The 19,737-nt window shown below is 74.3% G+C and carries 22 protein-coding genes; 11 read left to right on the top strand and 11 right to left on the bottom strand.

Annotation, left to right across the window (positions count from 1 at the left end; translation table 11 throughout):
• Positions 1-25 precede the first annotated feature (25 nt).
• Positions 26-1,453: a serine/threonine-protein kinase gene (locus ACQEU6_RS28765; protein WP_499336179.1), complete on the bottom strand. Its 1,428-nt coding sequence runs from the start codon at positions 1,451-1,453 to the stop codon at positions 26-28.
• A gap of 72 nt (positions 1,454-1,525) precedes the next feature.
• Between ACQEU6_RS28765 and ACQEU6_RS28760 the strand changes: the two genes are divergently transcribed.
• The 3 genes from ACQEU6_RS28760 to ACQEU6_RS28750 all read left to right on the top strand — a co-directional run bounded on the left by ACQEU6_RS28760 (position 1,526) and on the right by ACQEU6_RS28750 (position 3,827).
• Positions 1,526-2,203 carry a YoaK family protein gene (locus tag ACQEU6_RS28760; protein ID WP_499336178.1) on the top strand — a complete coding sequence of 226 codons (678 nt, stop codon included), beginning with the start codon at positions 1,526-1,528 and terminating at the stop codon, positions 2,201-2,203.
• A 46-nt stretch (positions 2,204-2,249) separates the two neighbouring features.
• On the top strand, positions 2,250-2,699 hold the full coding sequence (locus tag ACQEU6_RS28755; protein ID WP_499336177.1) for a hypothetical protein: 450 nt from the start codon (positions 2,250-2,252) through the stop codon (positions 2,697-2,699).
• Positions 2,700-3,020: 321 nt separating this feature from the next.
• Entirely contained in the window at positions 3,021-3,827 is an 807-nt protein-coding gene (locus ACQEU6_RS28750; RefSeq protein WP_499336176.1) for an SDR family NAD(P)-dependent oxidoreductase, read from the top strand.
• A gap of 41 nt (positions 3,828-3,868) precedes the next feature.
• Here ACQEU6_RS28750 and ACQEU6_RS28745 read toward each other — a convergent pair whose 3' ends face one another.
• From ACQEU6_RS28745 to ACQEU6_RS28735, 3 genes are all read right to left on the bottom strand, one after another.
• Positions 3,869-5,341, bottom strand: a complete 1,473-nt coding sequence (locus ACQEU6_RS28745) for a DHA2 family efflux MFS transporter permease subunit (RefSeq protein WP_499336175.1) — start codon at positions 5,339-5,341, stop codon at positions 3,869-3,871.
• A gap of 1 nt (position 5,342) precedes the next feature.
• Positions 5,343-5,915 (bottom strand): NADPH-dependent FMN reductase, encoded by a 573-nt coding sequence (locus tag ACQEU6_RS28740; RefSeq protein WP_499336174.1) that lies wholly within the window; start codon positions 5,913-5,915, stop codon positions 5,343-5,345.
• 90 nt (positions 5,916-6,005) lie between these two features.
• The gene (locus ACQEU6_RS28735) at positions 6,006-6,380 is read right to left on the bottom strand and encodes a MerR family transcriptional regulator (RefSeq protein WP_499336173.1); all 375 of its coding nucleotides are present in this window, start codon (positions 6,378-6,380) and stop codon (positions 6,006-6,008) included.
• 242 nt (positions 6,381-6,622) lie between these two features.
• On the opposite strand from ACQEU6_RS28735, the gene ACQEU6_RS28730 reads away from it, so the two are divergent.
• On the top strand, positions 6,623-7,822 hold the full coding sequence (locus tag ACQEU6_RS28730; RefSeq protein ID WP_499328410.1) for an IS110 family RNA-guided transposase: 1,200 nt from the start codon (positions 6,623-6,625) through the stop codon (positions 7,820-7,822).
• A 60-nt stretch (positions 7,823-7,882) separates the two neighbouring features.
• Here the strand turns inward: ACQEU6_RS28730 and ACQEU6_RS28725 are convergent, their stop codons facing one another.
• Complete coding sequence (locus ACQEU6_RS28725; protein ID WP_499336172.1) at positions 7,883-8,905, bottom strand: MDR family NADP-dependent oxidoreductase; 1,023 nt, start codon at positions 8,903-8,905, stop codon at positions 7,883-7,885.
• Between the two features lie 79 nt (positions 8,906-8,984).
• Entirely contained in the window at positions 8,985-10,394 is a 1,410-nt protein-coding gene (locus tag ACQEU6_RS28720) for an MFS transporter (RefSeq protein ID WP_499336171.1), read from the bottom strand.
• A 79-nt stretch (positions 10,395-10,473) separates the two neighbouring features.
• Here ACQEU6_RS28720 and ACQEU6_RS28715 point away from each other — a divergent pair, with 79 nt between their 5' ends.
• Complete coding sequence (locus tag ACQEU6_RS28715) at positions 10,474-11,052, top strand: TetR/AcrR family transcriptional regulator (RefSeq protein WP_499336170.1); 579 nt, start codon at positions 10,474-10,476, stop codon at positions 11,050-11,052.
• A 20-nt stretch (positions 11,053-11,072) separates the two neighbouring features.
• Here ACQEU6_RS28715 and ACQEU6_RS28710 read toward each other — a convergent pair whose 3' ends face one another.
• A complete protein-coding gene (locus tag ACQEU6_RS28710; RefSeq protein ID WP_499336169.1) occupies positions 11,073-11,297 on the bottom strand; it encodes a cupin domain-containing protein in 225 nt (74 codons plus the stop codon).
• A gap of 140 nt (positions 11,298-11,437) precedes the next feature.
• Between ACQEU6_RS28710 and ACQEU6_RS28705 the strand changes: the two genes are divergently transcribed.
• Positions 11,438-12,016 (top strand): MmyB family transcriptional regulator, encoded by a 579-nt coding sequence (locus ACQEU6_RS28705; RefSeq protein WP_499336168.1) that lies wholly within the window; start codon positions 11,438-11,440, stop codon positions 12,014-12,016.
• A complete protein-coding gene (locus ACQEU6_RS28700) occupies positions 12,013-12,423 on the top strand; it encodes a phosphoribosyl-AMP cyclohydrolase (RefSeq protein ID WP_499336167.1) in 411 nt (136 codons plus the stop codon). The genes ACQEU6_RS28705 and ACQEU6_RS28700 overlap by 4 nt, the downstream gene beginning before the upstream one ends.
• Before the next feature lie 60 nt (positions 12,424-12,483).
• On the opposite strand, the gene ACQEU6_RS28695 is transcribed toward ACQEU6_RS28700, so the two are convergent.
• From ACQEU6_RS28695 to ACQEU6_RS28685, 3 genes are all read right to left on the bottom strand, one after another.
• Positions 12,484-13,044, bottom strand: coding sequence for a dihydrofolate reductase family protein (locus tag ACQEU6_RS28695; protein ID WP_499336166.1), 561 nt, complete (start codon positions 13,042-13,044; stop codon positions 12,484-12,486).
• 116 nt (positions 13,045-13,160) lie between these two features.
• Positions 13,161-13,850, bottom strand: a complete 690-nt coding sequence (locus ACQEU6_RS28690; protein WP_499336165.1) for a hypothetical protein — start codon at positions 13,848-13,850, stop codon at positions 13,161-13,163.
• Entirely contained in the window at positions 13,847-14,476 is a 630-nt protein-coding gene (locus tag ACQEU6_RS28685) for an RNA polymerase sigma factor (RefSeq protein ID WP_499336164.1), read from the bottom strand. The genes ACQEU6_RS28690 and ACQEU6_RS28685 overlap by 4 nt, the downstream gene beginning before the upstream one ends.
• A 108-nt stretch (positions 14,477-14,584) precedes the next feature.
• Here ACQEU6_RS28685 and ACQEU6_RS28680 point away from each other — a divergent pair, with 108 nt between their 5' ends.
• The 3 genes from ACQEU6_RS28680 (at position 14,585) to ACQEU6_RS28670 (ending at position 18,091) form a co-directional block, all read left to right on the top strand.
• Entirely contained in the window at positions 14,585-15,130 is a 546-nt protein-coding gene (locus ACQEU6_RS28680; protein ID WP_499336163.1) for a hypothetical protein, read from the top strand.
• A gap of 2 nt (positions 15,131-15,132) precedes the next feature.
• Positions 15,133-17,307 carry a bifunctional polysaccharide deacetylase/glycosyltransferase family 2 protein gene (locus tag ACQEU6_RS28675; protein WP_499336162.1) on the top strand — a complete coding sequence of 725 codons (2,175 nt, stop codon included), beginning with the start codon at positions 15,133-15,135 and terminating at the stop codon, positions 17,305-17,307.
• Between the two features lie 175 nt (positions 17,308-17,482).
• Positions 17,483-18,091 carry a TenA family protein gene (locus ACQEU6_RS28670; protein ID WP_499336161.1) on the top strand — a complete coding sequence of 203 codons (609 nt, stop codon included), beginning with the start codon at positions 17,483-17,485 and terminating at the stop codon, positions 18,089-18,091.
• Between the two features lie 4 nt (positions 18,092-18,095).
• On the opposite strand, the gene ACQEU6_RS28665 is transcribed toward ACQEU6_RS28670, so the two are convergent.
• Positions 18,096-19,175, bottom strand: coding sequence for an alkene reductase (locus ACQEU6_RS28665; RefSeq protein ID WP_499336160.1), 1,080 nt, complete (start codon positions 19,173-19,175; stop codon positions 18,096-18,098).
• Positions 19,176-19,284: 109 nt separating this feature from the next.
• On the opposite strand from ACQEU6_RS28665, the gene ACQEU6_RS28660 reads away from it, so the two are divergent.
• Positions 19,285-19,731, top strand: a complete 447-nt coding sequence (locus ACQEU6_RS28660; protein ID WP_499336159.1) for a MarR family winged helix-turn-helix transcriptional regulator — start codon at positions 19,285-19,287, stop codon at positions 19,729-19,731.
• The last annotated feature ends 6 nt before the right edge of the window (positions 19,732-19,737 follow it).

Genomic DNA, 19,737 nt, shown 5'->3' with positions numbered 1-19,737 from the left:
GCCCTGCGGTCGAGCCCTCGCCGCGTCAGCCGACCTCGAGCTGCAGGAGGACGTCCTGCTCCGGGTTCCGCACCGCGACGACCCACACGTTGGAGATCCGGGGAGCGGTGTGGGTCGCGACCGGGATCGTGACGACCGTCTGGTCCGGTGACACGACGGGCAGGCCGACGCTGGTGACGGAGGGGATCTTCACCAGCCAGCCGGCGACGGCCTTGCCCGCCGGCATGAGGTCGGACGCGGAACCGGTGCAGAAGCGCGGGCAACCCGAATAGGTACGGCGAGCCCGGTCGGCGCCGGCCTTCTCTTCCTTTTTCAGGGTGAATCCGTCAGGCGCCCCGATGGCCGCCGCCCCCTTCTTGTTGGCCTCGTACGCGGCGTTCCCTCGCAGGGCGAAGGTGAGTCCCGTGCCCGCGACCGCGAGCACCACGAGCAGTGCCACCGCGATCAGGACCGCGCGTCCGGGGCGGCCGGACGCCGGTGGCGGCGGCTGCGCGGGAGGGGCGGCGGCGGGTCCGCGCGGTGGAGGCGGAGGAGACTGCGGCTCCTCGGCGACCGGACGCGGCCGTGCGGAGGCGACATGGCTCAACATGGCCCGGAGGGCGGCGGGGTCCGGACGCCCGGCGGGCTCCTTGTGGAGCAGACCTTCCACGGCGGGCTGGAGCGGGCCCGCGTTCCTCATCGCGGGAGGGGCCTCCGTGGCGACCGCCACCAGGACCGCGCCGGTCGCGGCGCCGGTGAAGGGCGGGCGGCCCTCCACCGCGCTGTACAGCGTCGCGCCGAGCGACCACAGGTCCGTGGCGGCGGTGGCGGGCTGTCCGCGCACCTGCTCGGGCGCCATGAACGCCGGTGTGCCCAGCAGCGCGCCCGAGCGGGTGAGCGCGTCCTCGCCCTCGACCGCCGCGATCCCGAAATCGGTCAGCAGGGCCCGGTCGCCCTCCAGCATCACGTTGGCGGGCTTGAGATCGCGGTGGACGATGCCGGCCCGGTGCGCCGCCTCCAGGGCGTCGAGGATCTGCAGGCCGAGCGCCGCGGCGCGCTCCGGCGGCAGCGGGCCCTCCCGCGCGAGAAGTTCGGCCAGGGAGCGTCCCGGCACCAGTTCCATGATGATCCACGGCTGCCCGTCCTCCGCGACCACCAGGTCGTGGACGGTGACGATGCCCGGGTGGCGCAGCCGGGCGGCCGCGCGCGCCTCGCGGTCCAGCCGCGCCGTCATCGACGCCCGCTGCTCGGAGTCCAGTTCGGGGGGCAGCCGCAGTTGCTTGGCGGCCACCTCCCGGCCGAGCCGCGTGTCGTGGGCGCGCCAGACCGTGCCCATGCCTCCCCGCCCCAGCGGTTCGGTCAGCCGGTACCGGTCCAGCAACTCTCGCCCGAGATCATCAGCCACGGCAGGACCGTAGTGGACGGCGGCCCGCCCGCCCCACCCGTCCTCGATCGTGATGAGCGGGACGCCCATCTCTCGTTCATTTCCGCGGCGGCCCCGGGGCGGCTCGCCGGATGCCGGTTCGAGGGTCGCGAGAATGCGCGGGTGCCTGAATTTCGAGGTCAGGGGCCGTTGCCGACCCTGCTCGTCCTGCTCACGATCACGACCGGCCTGGTGGACTCGGTCAGCTTTCTGGAGCTCGGCAACGTCTTCGTCGCGAACATGACGGGGAACATCATCTTTCTCGGGCTGGGACTGGGCGGCAGCGGGACGGAGATCCTGCTGAGCGCGCTGTCGACCGGCTCCTTCTGCGTCGGGGCGGTCCTCGGAGGGCACGTCGCCTTCACCCGGCTCGCGCACCGGGGGCTGCTGCTGGGCGCGGCCACGGCGGCGCAGGCGGGCGCCCTGGCCGTCGCCGCCGCGATCGTGGCGGGCCTGGGCCCCCGGCCCGAGACCGGCCGCCCTGCGGCGATCGCCGTCCTCGCGGTCTCGATGGGCTGGCAGTACGCGATCGTCCGGAGGCTGGAGGTGCCCGACTTCCGGACGGTGGTGGTCACCACGACCCTGACCTCGCTGGTCGCCGAGCGGGGGCAGGGCGGCGCGCGGTTCGCGCGCAGGGCGCTGTCGATCGCGGCCCTGCTGCTGGGCGCGGCCGTCGGCGCCCTCCTCATACGGAACGTCTCGGTGTCGGCCCCGCTGTGGTGCGCGGCCGGCCTGCTGGGCGTGGTCGCCGTGGCGTCCTTCGCCGCCGCGCGCCGCCCGGACGCCCGGAACTGGGCCTGACCGGGCGGACAGGTGGGAGCGCGTGGATGCCGGGTAGCGCGAAGGCATGGACACGATCACGCGCGGACTGGCCGCCGGGGCGGCCGGGACCACCGCTCTCAATATGGTGACTTATCTCGACATGGCGATCAGGGGACGGCCCGCGAGCAGCACGCCGGAGCAGAGCGTGGAGAAGCTGGCCGGCATCGCCGGGGTCGATCTGGGCGAGGGGGAGAAGGCCGGGAACCGCAAGGCCGGGCTCGGACCCCTGCTCGGCTTCGGCACCGGACTCGGCGCGGGGCTGCTCTACGGCCTGCTGGCCGGGCGGCGGTGCCTCCCCCGGCCGGTCGGGACCGCCGTGCTGACCGGGCTGGCGATGGCCGGGTCGAGCGCCCCGATGACCGTCCTCGGCCTGACCGATCCCCGCGAGTGGTCGGCGTCGGACTGGGCGTCCGACGTCGTCCCTCACCTGGCCTACGGCGCGGTGGCCGCCCTCGTCTACGAAGCGCTTGGCTGAGGGCTGTGTTCCAAGGTCCCGGCCCGCTTCGCTCGCCTGGCCGAGGCCGCTTCGAGACGGCCCCAGAGCCAGGGCGCGGCGAACGCTCTGGCCGGGTTCGCGGTGAAGATGGCCGTCGCCGCCGCTGGTGCCCGTCCCCCGTCTGCGCCAGCCGCGGCCGGGTCCGCGCCCTGCGTGCGCGCCGCGCGGCCGAGGCGAAGACCCGGGAGGCATAGCTCCTGGCGATCACGTGTTCGCCGGTGCAACCGGGCATTGGGGGGCGGGGTTCAGAGGGTGAGGCGCGTCCGGGACGGACGCGTCCGCCTTATGAGAGGGGAACCCATGGACCTGCGGCTTGCCGGGCGCGTCGCGATCGTCACCGGGGCGTCGAAGGGGATCGGGGCGGCCGTCACGCGGACGCTGCTGGACGAGGGGGCCCGCGTCGTGGCGGTGTCCCGCAAGCCCGGCGGGGAGCTGGACGCGTTCGCCGGGCCGAACCTCCTGCACGTGTCCGCCGACCTGATGGACGCCGCCGCCCCGGCGCAGGTCGTAGCGCGGGCCGTGGAGGAGTTCGGCCGGCTCGACGTCCTGGTCAACAACGCGGGCGGGCCGCCGCCCGGCGCGACGCTGCCCCGGTTCGGGTTCCTGACCCCGTCGGACGACGACTGGCGCGAGATGTTCGAGTTCAACCTGTTCGCCGTGGTCCGCGCGGTGCGGGCGGCGATGCCGCACCTGCTGGAGAGCGACGCGGCGTCGATCGTGAACGTCTCGTCGGTCAACGGACGGCGCCCCGGGCCGATGAACTCCGACTACAACGCGGCCAAGGCGGCGCTGAACAACCTGACGAAGGGGCTGTCGGAGGAGTTCGCTCCCCAGGGCGTCCGGGTCAACTCGGTGTCGCCGGGCCCGGTCCGGACGCCGTGGTGGACGGACGAGGGCGGCGCCGCCGACATCATCGCCGGGGCCATGGGCTCCGACCGCGACGCGGTGCTGGACGGCGGCGCGGCCGAGATGATGAGCCTCACGACCGGCCGTCTCGCGACGCCGCAGGAGGTCGCGGACGTGGTCGCGCTGCTGGCCTCGCCGCGGTCGGCGAGCACGACGGGGGCCGACTTCGCCGTCGACTCCGGCTTCCTCAAGGAGGTCTGAGCGCCCCCGGTCCCCCGGCCGGCGGCCGGGGGACCGGCGCGTCAGCCGGTGGGGCGGCGCGGCAGCAGCAGTGCCGGGACCAGCGCCAGGGCGATCATGCCGACCGCGAACAGGTAGGTGTGCTGGAACGCCTCCGCGAGCGGCCCCCCGACGGCCCGGCGCCCGTCCGGGCCGAGCGCGTGGACGGCCTGGAGCGCGCCGCCCCGCCCGTCCGGCGCCACGTCGCTCATCAGCGACGACAGCACGACCGACGCCGTCGCCATCCCGATCGCGCCCGACATCGTGTTGACCAGGTTGACCGTCGCGCTCGCCGCCGGGGCCCGGTCGTGCGGCATGCCGCGGGTCGCCGCCGTCATCGCGGGCATCATCGTCGCGCCGCCGCCCGCGCCCATCAGCAGCATCGTCGCGCACAGCCCCCAGTAGGACGCGTCCGCGTCGAGCTGGACGGTGAGCAGCGCGAACCCGGCGAGGGCCGTCGCGACCGAGACCGGGACGAGCCGCCCGGGCGGCACCCGGTCGGCGATCCGGCCCGCGACCTGTATCACCGTCCCGGAACCGAGCGCGAACGGGATGCCGAGCAGGCCCGCCGCCGTCGCGCTCTCCCCCCGCACGACCTGCAGGTACAGCGGGAGCAGCAGCATCGAGCCGAAGTAGCCGAACGAGAACAGGGCCAGCGTCCCGGTCGCGGCGGCGAACGTCCGGTCCCGGAAGCCGCGCAGGTCGATCAGGGGATGCCGGGCCGTCAGCGCGCGGACGGTGAACGCGGCGATCAGCACCGCGCCCGCGGCCATCGGCAGGGCGACGCCCGGCGAGCCGAACGCGCCGCGGTCGCCGCCCGTCGTCACGCCGTACAGCACGGCGGCGATGCCGGGCGAGAGCATCAGCAGGCCCGGGACGTCCAGCGGCCTCGCCTCCGCCGGGACGTCGCGCGGGAAGAACCGCGAGGCCAGCGCCACCACGGCCGCCGCGACGGGCAGGTTCACGAAGAACATCCACCGCCACGACACCTCGTCGATCAGCCAGCCGCCGAGGACGGGCCCGGCGAGCGGCCCGACGAGGATCGCCAGGCCGAGGGTGCTCATGAGCCGGCCGAGCCGGTCGGGCCCGGCGGCGCGCAGCAGGATCGTCATGCCGACCGGCATCACCAGCCCGCCGCTGAACCCCTGCACGATCCGGAACGCGATCAGCGACTCGACGTTCCACGCCAGCCCGGCGAGCAGCGACCCGGCCCCGAACGCCGCGATCGCGCCGAGGTACAGCCGGCGCGCGCCGAACCGCCCGACCGCCCACGCGCTGGACGGGATCACCGCGCCGAGCGCCAGCGAGTACCCGGTCGCCACCCACTGGATCGTGCCGAGCGGCGCGTGGAACTCCTGCGACAGCCGGTTGATCGCGACGTTCACGACCGTGGTGTCCAGCGTGATCATGATGGAGCCGAGGACGAGCACGAGCACGATCGCCGTCGGGTCCGGCGCCGTCCGGCCCCGCGGCGGGGCCTCGGCCGTCGCGGTCACCTCAGCCCCCGTACGGGCGGACGGCCCGGGCGTCGCGCAGGGCGTGCGCCCACCAGGCGAGCTGGTCGAGCATCCCCTTGGCCGCCGCCGACGCCCCCTCGGGGTCGTCCGGCCGGCCGTCGTCCCCGAACCAGTTCCACGGGTGGTGGAAGCTGACGGTGTCGCGGACGGTCACGGCGTGCAGTTCGGCGAAGACGCCCCGCAGGTGCTCGACGGACCGCAGCCCGCCTCCCAGCCCGCCGTACGAGACGAACGCGACCGCCTTGGCCCGCCACTCGTGGAAGTGGGTGTCGATCAGGTTCTTCAGCGTGCCGGGGAAGCTGTGGTTGTACTCGCAGGTCACCACGACGTAGGCGTCGGCCTCGTGCAGCGTCCGGCTGACGCGCGCGAACCCCTCGGACGCCGGCGCCCCCAGCGCGGCGGGCGGCGGCGCGTCCGCCACGTCGACCACGTCGACGATCAGGTCCTCGCGCTGCCGGGCCTGCTCGGCGAACCAGGTTCCCACGGTCGGCCCGAACCGGCCCTCGCGCGTGCTGGCGATGATGATCGCGACGCGCAGCGGTTCCTTGGTCATGCGGTCTCTCCCTCGATGGCGCGGCATGGTGACGCGATCGAAGCTACGGAGACCGCCGCGTGCGGCTCATCTGTCAGATGACTGGGCGCCCTACCTGCCCGCCGTCTCGCCGATCTGGGCGGCGAGCGCGTCGCGCAGTTCCGTCAGGCGGGCGATCTCGGCGTCGAGGGCGGCGAGGCGGCGCCGGGCGACCCCGGCGCTCCGCGTGCAGCCGGGGCCGCCGTAGGGCGGGAGCGCGTCGCCGTCCAGCAGGTCGAGCCGGTCGGCGCAGCCGCGGACGTCCTCGACGGTCAGGCCCAGGGCCAGCAGCCGGCGGATGGTCAGCACGCGGGCCACCTCGCGGGGGCCGTACCGGCGCTGCCCGCCGGAGGTGCGGGACGGCGGGGGCAGGAGGCCGCGCTGCTCGTAGAACCGCAGTGCTCGCGGGGTGGTCCCCGCCGCCGCGGCGGCGTCGCCGATCCGCATGGGGCTCCTTACCTTCTTCCTGGGTGTTCGTTCCTGACCGTCCGTAGGGTTGGGAGGACCCCGGGAGCGCCAGGTATGGCTTTCATGGGTTTGCCACCTGGGTGGCTTGAGAGGATTGGCCGCCTGGCGCTCCAAGACGACCCGACCGCTGATTGGGATGCGCGAACAGATCGCTGTGTAAGGACACGACGGCGCGGTCGTCTGCGGGACCCCCATGTGAGCTGCGACGACGGAGGAGCCCGATGCCACGCATTTGGGCAGGTGTGGACGCGGGTAAGACCCACCACCACTGCACCGTGATCGACCCCGACGGCAACCGGCTGCTGTCCAGGAAGGTGGTCAACGACGAAGCCGAGATCCTGGGCCTCATCGCCGAGGCCAACGCCTTGGGTGAAGACCTGCGGTGGGCGATCGACCTCAACAGCGGTGGAGGGGCCCTGCTCATCACCCTGCTGCTCGGCCACGGCCAGGACCTGGTCTACATCCCGGGGCGCACCGTCCACCACGCCTCCGGCGCCTACCGGGGCGGCGGCAAGACCGACGCAAAGGACGCCTTCATCATCGCCGACCAGGCCCGCATGCGCCGGGACCTGCACCCGATCGCGTCCTTCGACGAGATCGCCACGGACCTGCGCATCCTCACCGGCCGCCGTACCGACCTGGCCTGCGATCGCACCCGGACCATCAACCGGCTGCGCGACCAGCTCCTGGGCTACTTTCCCGCCCTGGAGCGCGCCTTCGACTACAGCAACAGCAAGGCCGCCCTGACACTGCTCACCGGCTACCGCACCCCCACCTCGCTGCGCAAGATCGGCCAGGCCCGGCTGGAGACATGGCTGCGGGCCCGCAAGGTCCGCAACCCTGCCCGCGTGGCCCTGGCCGCGATCGAGGCCGCCCAGGCCCAGCACACCACGGTCACGGGCGAGAAGACCGCCGCCGCCGTGGTCGAGCGCCTGGCCGAGGAGGTGATCGCCCTGGATGCCGAACTCGCCGAGACCGACGCGGCCATCCAGGCCCGGTTTCGCGAGCACGAACACGCCGCGGTGATCACCAGCCTGCCCGGCATCGGCCCCCTCCTGGGCGCGGAGTTCATCGCCGCCACCGGCGGCGACATGGCCGCGTTCGGCAGCGCGGACCGGCTGGCCGGTGTCTCGGGACTCGCGCCGGTACCCCGGGACTCGGGCAAGATCAGCGGCAACCTGCGCCGGCCCCGGCGCTACAGCCGCCGCCTGCTGCGAGTGTTCTACATGTCCGCCATGGTCAGCATCCGCTGCTGTCCCGCCTCCAAAGCGTTCTACGAGCGCAAGAGGGCCGAGGGCAAGAAGCACATCCAGGCCGTGCTCGCGTTGGCCCGCCGCAGAGTCAACGTGCTGTGGGCGATGCTCAGAGACGGACGCGTCTACATGGCTGCACCCACCCTGAAACTGACCACAGCAGCCTGAACCGCTCACGATCGGTTACGGCGTCGGGTTGACAACCTCATTGGGAATCCTCTCGGGACGTCACGGCTCGACGATGACGGCTCCCAGGTGCCGTCCGCCGATCAGTTCGTGCAACGCCCGCGGGGCGTGCTCGATGCCCGCGACGCGCACGTGCGGGAACGTGAGGTCGCCCGAGCGCAGCCAGGCCCCGACGCGCTCGGCCCACTCGGGGCGCGGCCCGGCGTCGTCCAGCCCGCCGAAGCCGCGCATCTCGACGCGCTTGGCGACCAGCTGGAACGTGTCGATCTCGACCGGGGCCGTGGTGCCGGCGCGGTCCGGTGCGAGCTGCCCGGACAGCGTCCCGACGAGGACGAACCGCGCACCGGGCCGGGCGGTGGCGACCGCGGCCCGCAGCTGCTCGCCGCCGACGTTGTCCACGAACACGTCGATGCCGTCGGGCGCGGCCTCCGCCAGCTGCTCGGCGATGGGCCGCCCGCCCCGGATCACCGCCGCGTCGTATCCCAGTTCGGACACCAGGCGGGCGGCCTTGCCCGGTGAGCCGGTGCTGCCGACCACGCGGCCCGCGCCGAGCAGGCGGGCGATCTGACCGGCCAGAGAGCCGACCCCGCCCCCGCCGCCGGAGACGAACACGGTGTCGCCGGGACGGACCCGCGCGTCCCGGGCCAGCGCCGTGTACGCGACGCCCGCCTGGCCGAGGTGCGCGGCCGGATCGGGCAGCGTGCCGTCCAGCGGTGCGCACTGGTCGGCGGGCACGACGGCGTGCTCGCGCCAGCCCAGCCAGTGCCGGACGAGGTCGCCGGGACGGAGACCGGCTTCCCGGGGCGCCGAGACGACCTCGCCGATCGCCGCCCCGAACAGGGTGTCGCCCGGACGCAGCGGCGGGAACGGCGTGCCCTTCACGCCGCCCCCGATCAGGGTGCGCAGCGAGGGGAAGACCTGGAAGCAGCGGTTGCGGACCAGCACCTCCCCGTCCGCCGGCACCGGCAGGGGAACGTCCACGACGCTGAAATGCTCCGGCCCGGGCAGCCCGTCGGGGAGGGCGGCGAGCTTGACCACGCGCGACGTTCGGGGCGATGACGGCATCGGACACTCCTCAGGGCAGGGCCAGGGCGCGGGGCCCGGACGCGGGCCACGAAGCTAACCGCTGACCCGTGCGTCAGGGTCAAGCGTCCGCCGGACCCGGCCCGGCGACGACGCGCGGTCGCGGCGGGGTCAGGACGGCGGCGGTGAGCGCCGCGACGGCGGCGGTGACGGCGGCGAGGACGAAGCCGTGCGTGAACCCGTCGAGCGTGCCGCCGGTGAGGCTGGCGGCGGCGACGCTGGAGACGACGGCGGCGCCGATCGAGGCGCCGAACTCGTGGAACGTGCTGACGATCCCGGACGCGACGCCGGATTCGTGCGGCGCCACCTGGCCGAGGGCCGTCGCGGAGGCGACGACGAACATCGCGCCGGTCCCGGCGCCCGCCACCGCCGCGCCGATCACGACGGTCACGGGGCCGAGCGAGACGGCGGGCAGGGCCATGCCCGCCGCGGTGGTGACGAGTCCGGCCACGGCGAGCCGGCGCGGCCCCGCGGTGGCGATCATCCGGCCGGTGAGGTCGGCCCCGGCGATCGTCGCGACCGCGATCGGGAGGAACAGCAGGCCGGTGCGCAGCGCGCCGTAGCCCCTGGCGTGCTGGAAGTAGAACGTGCCGAGGAAGAACATCGCGATCATCAGGGCCGTCGCGATCACGATCAGGAACGTGCCGGTGGCGACCGGGCGGCGGACCAGCAGCGCGACGTCCATCAGGGGCGAGGCGGCGGTCTTCTGCCGGGCGGCGAACGCCAGGTAGCCGAGCACGGCGAGCAGCACCGGCAGGCCGGTGCGCGGGCCGATCCAGCCGTCGTCCCCGGCGCGGATGAACGCGTAGATCAGGGCGCCGGACGAGGCGGTGACCAGCAGCGCGCCCGGGACGTCGAGCCGGGGGCGGGGCGCGGCCGGCCGGTGGCGCGGCAGCATCCGGGCGAGCGCGGCGAAGATCACCAGGCCGATGGGGACGTTGACGAAGAACACCCACGGCCAGCCGGGCCCCGCGGTCAGCGCGCCTCCCAGCAGGACGCCGAGGGCGGCGCCGCCTCCGCCCAGCGCGGACCAGACGCCGAGGGCCTTGTTGCGCTCGTCGTCCTGGAACAGGGTGACGACGAGGGAGAGCGCCGACGGGGACAGCATCGCCGCCCCCACCCCCTGGGCGACGCGCCCGCCGAGCAGCACGGCGCCCGACCCGGCCAGGCCCGTCACCAGCGACGCCGCCGTGAAGACCAGCAGGCCGGCCAGGACCACGCGCCTGGCCCCGATCAGGTCGGCGGTCCGGCCGCCGAGCAGCATGAGCCCGCCGAACGCCAGGGTGTAGGCGCTGACCGTCCAGGTCACGGCCTGGCGGCTCAGCTCCAGGTCGGCCTCCATGTGCGGCAGCGCGATCGCGACGACCGTGACGTCGAGGATCAGCATGAGCTGGGCCACGCCGAGGAACCCCAGGATGCGCCAGCGCAGCGGATGGGCCCGCGCGGCCGGGGCGTGTGCGTTCTCTGCCATCACGACTCCTTAACTCGTACAGTGCCATACGAGATATAGCAGATTAACCCGTACGACGTCATACGAGTTAAGATGCGGCATGCCCTCCGCCACCACCGGGCGGCGCCGGCGCGCCGACGCCGAGCGCAACATCGCCCGCATCGTGACCGCGGCCCGTGAGTGCCTGAGCAGGGACCCGGGCGCGAGCATCGACGACATCGCCAAGGCGGCCGGTGTCGGACGGATGACGCTCTACGGCCACTTCCGCAACCGGGCCGAACTGGTCGAGGCCGCCCTGGCCGACGCCCTGCGGGCCGGGGACGCGGTGCTGTCGGGCGTCGACCTGTCCGGGGACCCCCGGGAGGCGCTCGCGCGGCTGGTGGAGTCCAGTTGGTCCCTCGTGGCCGAATCGAGGGCGCTGCTGGCGGCCGCCCAGGAGGCCCTCCCGGCGGGACGCGTCCGTGAACTGCACGCCGACCCGGCCGAGCGCGTCGAGGCCATCGTCCGCCGGGGCCAGGAGGAGGGCGTGTTCCGCGCCGACCTGCCGATCACCTGGCTGGTCAACGTCGTGCAGTACGTCCTGCACGGCGCCGCCGAGGAGACCCGGGCCGAGCGCCTGGACGCGGAGGAGACCGGCACCGTCGTGACCGCGACGGTCCTGTCCATCCTCGCGGGCTGATCGCGCCATGACCCGTGAGGTCATCGGTTCGCGGCGCGGGCGCGGTGGGAGGGTCGCGGCATGGAGCGAGCACTGGAGACGGCGGCGGGCGGCCGCGTGGCGTGGGGGGTGCTGAACGGCGCGTCGCCCACCCCCGTGGTCACATGCCCGCTTCCCGTGGTGTCGGTGGCGAGCACCAGGTCGCCGGGGCCGAAGCGGCGCCGGTCGCCGTCGGTGAACGTCACCTCGATCGTGCCGCGCAGCATCACCACCCACTGCTCGCACGGCGCCGGGTGCGGTGCGCCGTCGAACGCGGCGCTGCTCAGGAACCGGACGCCGCCGCTCGACGGCCGCGATTCCCTCCAGGGAATGGAGCCGGCGCGGGCGGCAGGTGTGGAATGGGGGCATGACAGTGGTGGCGGAGCCGGGGCGGTGCGCCCGTGACCTGCGGCGCTGGCGGACGCGCCGCCGCATCAGCCAGCTCGAACCGGCCGTCAGGGCCGACACGACCCAGCGCCATCTGAGCTTTCTCGAACAGGGACGCTCACGGCCGGGCCGCGCCATGGTGGTGCGGCACGGGCACATGCCGTACCCGGCGGTCGTCGTCCGGCCGCACGGGGAACTGGTCGCCGCCAACCCGGCGCTCGGCGTCCTCACCGAGGGCGCCGCGCCCGCTCTGCTGGAACCGCCGGTCAACGTGCTCCGCCTCGCCCTCCACCCGGACGGCATGGCCCCCCGCGTCGAGAACCTCGCCGAATGGGGACGGCACCTCACCGCCGGCCTACGCGAGGAGGCACGGCGGGCTCCCGACCCGCGCCTGATCACCACGCTGACCTCGTTCGCGACCGCCGTGGACGTGACGCTCTCCGAGCTGCGTCTCGAAGCGTTCCTGCCCGCCGACGAGACCACGGCGGACCTGCTGCGGCGGCGGGGTGACGTGCCGGGGGAACGGCCGGCGCCGCGAACGGGCAGGATGGCGGGGTGAACGAACTAGAAGAAGGCACCCGGCTCACCCTGGACTTCGACAAGCTGGCGGGCGTCGCGGCCACCGGGGCGCGGGTCGTCCCGGTGGTCCTGCAGGACGCGGGCAGCGGCGACGTCCTGTTCATCGGATACGCGAACGACCAGGCGCTCAAGGCCACGCTGGAGGAGCGGATCGCCGTCCTGTGGTCGACGTCCCGCAACGAGCTGTGGCGCAAGGGCGCGACCTCCGGCGACGTCCTCGAACTGGTCGACGTGCGGGTCAACTGCGAGCAGAACTCCCTGCTCTACCTCGTCAACCGCACCACCGGCGGCGCCTGCCACACGAACCTTCCGTCCGGGGAGGCCCGTCCCACCTGCTACTACCGCTCCGTCGCCGACGGCGGGACGCTGCGCCACCTCCTGCAGTGACCGGCCGGGCGGCCGGCCCCGCGGCGGGCGTGCCGGGGGCCGGGCGGCCCGCCCCGCCGGTCAGGCGCGCTTCGGCGTGTAGTGCATGACGGCGATGCCGCAGTCGAACAGGCGCGACTCCACGAGGTCGAGCCGCTGGTAGCCGCCCTCCGGGAACACCGGCATCCCGGAGCCGAGCGCGGTCGGGTTGACGAACAGGTACAGGTCGTCGAGCAGCCCCCGGGCGATCAGGTCCCGGACGAGCGTGCCGCCCCCGTAGGCGATCATGTCGCCGCCGGGGCGGGACCTGAGCCCGTTGACGATCTCGGTGAGGTCGCCGCCCGCGACCTCGGCGTTCTTCCAGGGCGACTCGGTGAGCCCGTTCGAGACGACGACCTTGGGCGTGTCGTTCATCTGGTCGATGGCCTGCCGCGTCTCCCCCTCCGGCCCGGACTCCCAGGCCGGGATGAACCCCTCGGCGAGCCTGCGGCCCAGCACGATGCAGTCGACGGGCCGCATCAGCTCCTCGATGTACCGGCTGATGTCGTCGGTCCACGGGAACGTCATCCAGTCCATCTCGCCGTTCGGGCCGGCCATGTAGCCGTCCGCGCTGACCTGAACCTGAAGCTTGAACTTCCGCACGATCTCCCCCTAGGGCCCTCGGTCCACAGGTGTTGTTTCCTGCGCCCAGAGCTTCGCTGACACCCTTTACGGAATGTTTACGGCGGGTCGGGAGGACCGGGCGTCGCGGCCGCCGGTCACCGGCCGTTGTCGCCGTTGCCCAGGAGGGGGACGCCGGTCTGGGAGCCGCCGCCCTGGTTGCCGTTCTTCGGCGCGCCGTTGGCGGCCCCGTTGCCCTGGGGGCTGTTCTTCTTGCTCGGAGTCGCCGGCCGCGTGGTGCCGTTGTTGTTCCCCGGGCCGCGCGGAGGCGTCGGCTTCGCCTTCGGGCTCGCGGTCTTCTTCTGCTGGCCCGGCGCGGACGTCCGGCCGTGCTCACCGGGCTCACCGGCGTTCTTGCCCTTGTCGCGGGACGGCGTGGGCGAGGGGCCCGCGGGGGGCCTGTGCAGAGGAGGGGACCCGGAGCCGCCGCCCCGCTCGCGGGTCTCGCGGTCGTGGGGCGTCGACGAGGGCGCGGGCGCCGCGTCCTGGCCGGGGAAGTTCCCGGTCGCGAACGCCACGCCGCCCGACAGCAGGACCGAGCCGCCCACCACCGCGATGACCTTGACGGTCAGGAACCGGCGCAGGACCGCGGCCCGGGACCGGCGGGCCGGCCGGGGCGCGGCCAGGAAGGCGGCGACGGCGGCGTCCTCCCCCGCGAGCTCGCGGGGGAGTCCCGGCGCGGAGGCCGCCGCGAGCAGCCCGCGCAGCTCGGCGTGGCCGCCGGAGCCGTCGAGCAGCCGCTCGGCGGCGCGCGGGTCCAGCCCTCCGGGCTCGGTGTCGTCGCTCATATCACCCCTTCAGCGCCGCTGCCGCCGCTTTTGTCACCCCGGACGAGGGGGCGGGTCTCCGCCGCGTCGCCGGCGGTGTCCGCCCGGGGCGAGGGCAACCGCTCGGCGAGGCGCCGCAGGCCCCGGTAGGCGGCGGTCCGCACGGCGCCCGCGCGTTTGCCGAGCACCGTGCCCGCCGTCTTGGCGTCCAGGCCCACGACGACGCGCAGCAGGACCGCCTCGGCCTGGTCCCGGGGCAGGCCGGCGATCAGCCGGAGCGCCCGCTCGGTGGCGATGCCCTCGATGGCGTCCAGCTCGGTGTCGGCGTCGGCCGCCATCGCCGCCAGCTCCTCGACCGGCAGGTCGGAGCCGGGACGGCGGGACCTGCGGCGCAGGTGGTCCAGCGCCCGGTGCCGGGTGATCGTCGCGGTCCAGCCGCGGAAGCCGTCGAGGTCGCCGCGGAACGCCGGAAGATCCCGGGCGATCTGCAGCCACGCCTCCGACGTCACGTCCTCCGCGTCCGCTCCGACGATGGCCCCGGCGAAACGGATCAGGCGGGGCTGGACGTCGCGGTAGAGCATGCGGAAGGACTCCTCGTCGCCGTCCTGCGCCGCCCGCAGCGCCCGGCCGAGCTCGTCCTCGTCCACCGCGCCATTGTGCAGGCATTCCCGACGTGGTGTGACACGTACGCGCGGGTTGGCGCTGACGGAGTGAACCCCCGGCCTCACGGCCGCCGCACGAGATGACGGGCGCAGATGATCGGCAACGCCTCGCACGACCGGGACGAGCTCCTCGTCACCGGCATACCGCCGATCACCGCGCCCCTGCCGCCGCCTCCCGCAGAGTCCTTCCCCCAGAGGGAGGCGGCGGCGCCCGTCTTCGTCGACGCGACCGGGGGGCGTGCCCGGATAGGACGCAGGCTGGGCCTGCTGGTGGGAGCCGTGCTCCTGGTCTTCCTGGGCGCGCTCGGCCTCGGCCTGACCACGGGCGCCGACGTTCCGCTGACGCCGTGGAGCGAGCCGTCCACCCAGCCGCGGGCGAAGGTGAACCGTCCGAACGCCCCGGCGGGGGCGGCGGGTGAGCGGGCCCCGTCCGCGCGGCCCCGGACCACCGGTCCGGCCGCCCGGCCGCCGCGCGCGCCGGAGGCCCCCACCGCGCCGGGGGCCTCCGCCGCGCCGGTGGCGCCCGCGGCGCCGGGGACGTCCTCGGCCGCGCCCGCGGCGACGAGCACCGCCACGAGCGCCCCGGGCAAGTCGCAGGCGACGCCCCCCGCCTGGGGACGCAAGAAGAAGAACGGCTGAGCATGCGGCGCGGTGAACCGCGGGGCCACTGGATCCTGCTGTCGCTCGGCGGTCTCGTGCTGGCCGTGCTCCTCCTGATGGACGGCTTCGCGAGCGGCGCCGTCGGAGAGGCCCCGCGGGCCGATCCGGGTCATGCCGGGCCGGCGCCGTCCCGGGTGACCGCGGGCGGTCCGGTCGTGAACCTCTCCGGCGGCGCCCCGGAGAGCCGCCGCATGCCCGCGAAGACGATCGCGCTGACGTTCGACGACGGGCCCGACCCCGAATGGACGCCGCGGATCCTGGACGTCCTGCGCCGGCGCGGCGCGCGGGCCACGTTCTTCACCGTCGGCTCGCACGTGGCCCGCGAGCCGGCCCTGACCCGCCGCATCCTGCGCGAGGGCCATGAGATCGGCTCGCACACCTACACGCACGCCGACCTCGCCGCCGCGCCGCGCTGGCGGGCGCGCCTGGAGATGGACCTCACCCAGCGCGCGCTGGCGGGCGCGGCGGGCGTCCACACCAGGCTGATGCGGATGCCGTACTCCTCCCGCCCGGACGGCCTGACCGCGCCGGAGTGGCGCGCGGCCGAACGGGCGGGCGGGGACGGCTACGTCGTCGTCCTCACCGACCGCGACACCGAGGACTGGGCGCGTCCCGGCACGGAGACGATCGTCCAGCGGGCGCTGGCGGCGGGCGCGCGCGGCGAGGGCGCCGTCGTGATGCTGCACGACTCGGGCGGCGACCGGTCCGAGACGGTCGCGGCGGTCGCGCGGATCCTCGACCGGCTCCAGCCGCAGGGCTACCGCTTCACCACGCTCGCGCAGGCGCTGGACATGCCGCGCGCCGAGGTCGCGGTGCCCGCGCGCGAGCGGGCCGTCGGCTGGACGCTGGTGGCCGCCCAGCGCGCCGCTTCCGGGCTCACCGGCGCCATGGGCGCGGTCTTCGGGGTCGCGGGCCTGCTCTGCGTGCTCCGCCTCGCGGCGCTGCTGGTGTTCGCGCACGTCCACATGCGCAGGGTGCGGCGGCCCGCGGGCCGCCGGAGGCGCGCGACCGGGCCACCGCCGTCCGGCGGGCTGCCGCCGGACCCGTTCCCGCCCGTCTCCGTGATCGTCCCCGCCTACAACGAGAAGGTCGGCGTCGCGGCGACGGTCACCACGCTGCTGAACACCGACTACCCGGGCGCCGTCGAGGTGATCGTGGTGGACGACGGGTCCACCGACGGCACGGCCGCGATCGTCGAGTCGCTGGGCCTGCCCGGGCTCCGCCTCCTCCGCAAGCCGAACGGCGGGAAGCCGAGCGCGCTCAACGCGGGCATGGCCGCGGCGGCGTCGGAGATCCTCGTGCTCGTGGACGGCGACACGGTCTTCCAGCGCGACACCCTCCGGCACCTGATCGCCCCCTTCGCGGACCCGGAGGTGGGCGCGGTCAGCGGCAACACCAAGGTCGCCAACCGGGGCGGCCTCCTCGGCCGCTGGCAGCACATCGAGTACGTCATCGGCTTCAACCTCGACCGGCGGATGTTCGACCTCCTGCGGTGCATGCCGACCGTGCCGGGCGCGATCGGGGCGTTCCGGCGCTCCGTTCTCGCCGAGGTGGGCGGCGTCCCGGGCGACACCCTCGCCGAGGACACCGACCTCACCATGGCGATCTGCCGCACGGGGCGGCGCGTCGTCTACGAGGAGAAGGCCCTGGCCTGGACGGAGGCGCCGTCGTCGCTGCGCCAGCTGTGGAGGCAGCGGTACCGCTGGTGCTACGGGACGATGCAGGCGATGTGGAAGCACCGGGGCTCGGTCGTCGAGCGCGGCGGCTCGGGGCGGTTCGGGAGCCGCTGCCTGCCCTACCTGACGGTGTTCCAGGTGCTGCTCCCCCTGTTCGCCCCGGCCATCGACCTGTTCGCGGTGTTCGGGCTGATCTTCCTGGACCCGCTGGTGCCCGTCGTCTCCTGGACGCTCTTCGTCGCGGCCCAGGCGGCCGCCGGCGCCTACGCCCTGTGGCTGGACGGCGAGTCCTTCCGCCCGCTGTGGGCGCTGCCGCTCCAGCAGTTCGTCTACCGGCAGCTGATGTACCTGGTCGTCGTGCAGTCCTTGGTGACCGCGCTGCTGGGCGCCCGCCTGGGCTGGCACACCATCCGCCGGACGGGGACCTTCGCGGATCTCGGGAGCCGGGAACAATCCCCGGGGCTCATCGGTTGGAGATGACAGCCGGTGTGCCTGGTGTCCCCGGGCCTCACCTTTCGCCTTCACGGAATACCGTTCGGCTGGAGCCGTGTCGTGCCTTTCGCCGAGAGGCGACCCACACACCGGTGCCAGACCAAGGCCCCGCCGGGTCGCACGACCCGGCGGGGCCTGGTCGTGTCTGCGGCAGACTGGCGCCATGAGTCTCGCCGCGCACCTGGAGGAACTCGGCCGCCCGCTGGTGGACGAGCAGCTCCGGCACCCCACCGTGAAGGGCATCGCCCAAGGCAACCTCGACGAGGCCGTGTTCCGTTCCTGGCTGGAGCAGGACTACCTCTTCCTGCACGACTACGTGCGGGTCTTCTCCCGTCTCGCATGGCAGGCTCCCGGCGCCCACCTGGGCGACCTCGTGGACCTGGCCCACGCCACCCTCCACGACGAGCTCGACCTGCACCGCTCCCTCTCCGCGAGCTTCTCCGCCGACCTCGACGGCGCCCGGAAGGGGACCGCCTGCGCCGCTTACACGTCCTTCCTGCTGGACAGCGCCGCCGTGTACGGAGACGGCCTCGCCGCCCTCTACCCCTGCATGTGGGGCTACTCCACGCTCGGGCGGATCCTCGCCGAGAACCCGCCGGCCGAGCCCCGCTACCGCCGCTGGGTCGACACCTACGCCGACCCGGGCTTCGCGGACCTCGCCGCCCGCATCGCCCAGATGATCGACGAGGCGGCCCCGGACCCCGCCACCGCGGAGCGCCTCTTCATGGAGGGCATGCGGCACGAGGTGGCCTTCTGGTCCGTGGAGTCCTGAGCGGTCACACGCGGGCGAGCGGGGGATAGTCGACGTACCCCTCGGCGTGGCCGCCGTAGACGAGCTCCCGCACGGGGGCGGCCAGCGGCGCGGACGCGGCGAACCGGGCGGGAAGGTCGGGGTTGGAGATGAAGAGCCGGCCGTAGGAGAAGACGTCGGCCAGGCCCGCCGCGACGACCTCCTCGCCGGCGCGCCGGGACGTCGGCTCGGGGCCGTTGAAGTTCCCGATCAGCGTGCCCGACCAGCGGGGCCGCAGGTCGGCCAGCGCCCCGTACGCGCCGCGCTCGATGACGTGCAGGTAGGCCAGGCCCAGCGGGTCGAGGGCGTCGACGAGGGCCCGGTAGGTGCCCTCGGGGTCCTCCTCGGCGATCTCGTTCTCCGGGTTGCCGGGGGAGACGCGCAGTCCGGTGCGCTCCGGCCCGACCGCGTCCGCGACGGCCCGCACGACGTCCAGGGCGAAGCGCAGCCGGCCCTCGCGGGAGCCGCCGAACCGGTCGGTGCGCCGGTTGGTGTTCTCGGCCAGGAACTGCTGGACGAGATAGCCGTTCGCGCCGTGCACCTCGACGCCGTCGAACCCGGCCCGGACGGCGTTGCGCGCCTCGGCGGCGAAGGCGGCGATCGTCTCCTCGACCTCGCCGGTCGTCATGGCGCGCGGCGTGACGTGGGGGACGCTCCCCTCGCGGGTGTGGACGCCCTCCGACCGGATGCGCACCGCCGAGGGCGCCACGGGCGTCGCGCCGCCCGGCAGGGTGAGCGGATGCGACATCCGGCCCACGTGCCAGAGCTGGGCGAAGATCGTCCCGCCCGCCGCGTGCACGGCGTCCGTCACCTCGCGCCACCCGGCGACCTGCTCCGGCGTCACCAGCCCGGGGATGCCGGGACCGCCCTTGCCGAGCGGGTGCGGCCAGAGCCCCTCGGAGACGATGAGGCCCGCCGTCGCGCGCTGCGCGTAGTACTCCCCCGTCAGCGGGTGGGGGACGCCGGTCACGTCGTCGGCCCGGCCCCGCGTCATCGGGGCCATCGCGATCCGGTTGCGCAGCCTGAGGTGGGGGCCCTCGTACGGGGTGAGCAGGGGGCTGGTCATCGTCCTCTCCCTCCGGGCGGCGCAACTTTCATGTAGGTGCATGAGTTGTATGTACATGCACATATTGGCATCGCGGGTAAAATCGCGTCAAGAGGAAGCGGGGTGCGCGATGGGCGCTGACACCAGGACCACGGCGGACGGGACGCTCTGGGACGGCATGCTCTGGGACGGCATCGTCATGCTGCACGGACGGGTCGAGCACCAGCTGGCGAAGGCCCTGCAGCGCCGCCACGGGATCGGCCTGTCGGAGTACCGCGCGCTGTGCCATCTCTCCCGCGCGGAGGACGGTGAGCTGCGCATGCAGGAGCTCGCCGACCTGATCGGCCTCAACCAGAGCTCGGTCAGCCGCCTCGTCGCGCGCCTGGAGTCCGCCGGCCTCACCCGCCGCGCGATGTGCCCCAAGGACCGCCGCGGCGTCTACACCGTCATCACCGACGAGGGCCGCACCGTCCAGGAGAAGGCCGCCCCCACCTACACCGAGACCCTCACCGAGGCCCTGGACGAGTCCGCCACAGACCCCGCCCTCGCCCGAGTCCTCGCCGTCTTCCGCCCCTGAGAACCG

The sequence above is a fragment of the Spirillospora sp. CA-108201 genome (genome assembly GCF_050936235.1).
GTDB lineage: Bacteria > Actinomycetota > Actinomycetes > Streptosporangiales > Streptosporangiaceae > Spirillospora.
This window is presented reverse-complemented; position numbering and strand designations above follow the sequence as displayed.

Coding starts and splice junctions, on each gene's coding strand:
- ACQEU6_RS28765 (WP_499336179.1), bottom strand. CDS start 1,453: ATGGGCGTCCCGCTCATCACGATCGAGGACGGGTGGGGCGGGCGGGCC.
- ACQEU6_RS28755 (WP_499336177.1), top strand. CDS start 2,250: ATGGACACGATCACGCGCGGACTGGCCGCCGGGGCGGCCGGGACCACC.
- ACQEU6_RS28750 (WP_499336176.1), top strand. CDS start 3,021: ATGGACCTGCGGCTTGCCGGGCGCGTCGCGATCGTCACCGGGGCGTCG.
- ACQEU6_RS28740 (WP_499336174.1), bottom strand. CDS start 5,915: ATGACCAAGGAACCGCTGCGCGTCGCGATCATCATCGCCAGCACGCGC.
- ACQEU6_RS28735 (WP_499336173.1), bottom strand. CDS start 6,380: ATGCGGATCGGCGACGCCGCCGCGGCGGCGGGGACCACCCCGCGAGCA.
- ACQEU6_RS28730 (WP_499328410.1), top strand. CDS start 6,623: ATGCCACGCATTTGGGCAGGTGTGGACGCGGGTAAGACCCACCACCAC.
- ACQEU6_RS28725 (WP_499336172.1), bottom strand. CDS start 8,905: ATGCCGTCATCGCCCCGAACGTCGCGCGTGGTCAAGCTCGCCGCCCTC.
- ACQEU6_RS28720 (WP_499336171.1), bottom strand. CDS start 10,394: ATGGCAGAGAACGCACACGCCCCGGCCGCGCGGGCCCATCCGCTGCGC.
- ACQEU6_RS28715 (WP_499336170.1), top strand. CDS start 10,474: ATGCCCTCCGCCACCACCGGGCGGCGCCGGCGCGCCGACGCCGAGCGC.
- ACQEU6_RS28710 (WP_499336169.1), bottom strand. CDS start 11,297: ATGCTGCGCGGCACGATCGAGGTGACGTTCACCGACGGCGACCGGCGC.
- ACQEU6_RS28705 (WP_499336168.1), top strand. CDS start 11,438: ATGACAGTGGTGGCGGAGCCGGGGCGGTGCGCCCGTGACCTGCGGCGC.
- ACQEU6_RS28690 (WP_499336165.1), bottom strand. CDS start 13,850: ATGAGCGACGACACCGAGCCCGGAGGGCTGGACCCGCGCGCCGCCGAG.
- ACQEU6_RS28680 (WP_499336163.1), top strand. CDS start 14,585: ATGATCGGCAACGCCTCGCACGACCGGGACGAGCTCCTCGTCACCGGC.
- ACQEU6_RS28675 (WP_499336162.1), top strand. CDS start 15,133: ATGCGGCGCGGTGAACCGCGGGGCCACTGGATCCTGCTGTCGCTCGGC.
- ACQEU6_RS28670 (WP_499336161.1), top strand. CDS start 17,483: ATGAGTCTCGCCGCGCACCTGGAGGAACTCGGCCGCCCGCTGGTGGAC.
- ACQEU6_RS28665 (WP_499336160.1), bottom strand. CDS start 19,175: ATGACCAGCCCCCTGCTCACCCCGTACGAGGGCCCCCACCTCAGGCTG.
- ACQEU6_RS28660 (WP_499336159.1), top strand. CDS start 19,285: ATGGGCGCTGACACCAGGACCACGGCGGACGGGACGCTCTGGGACGGC.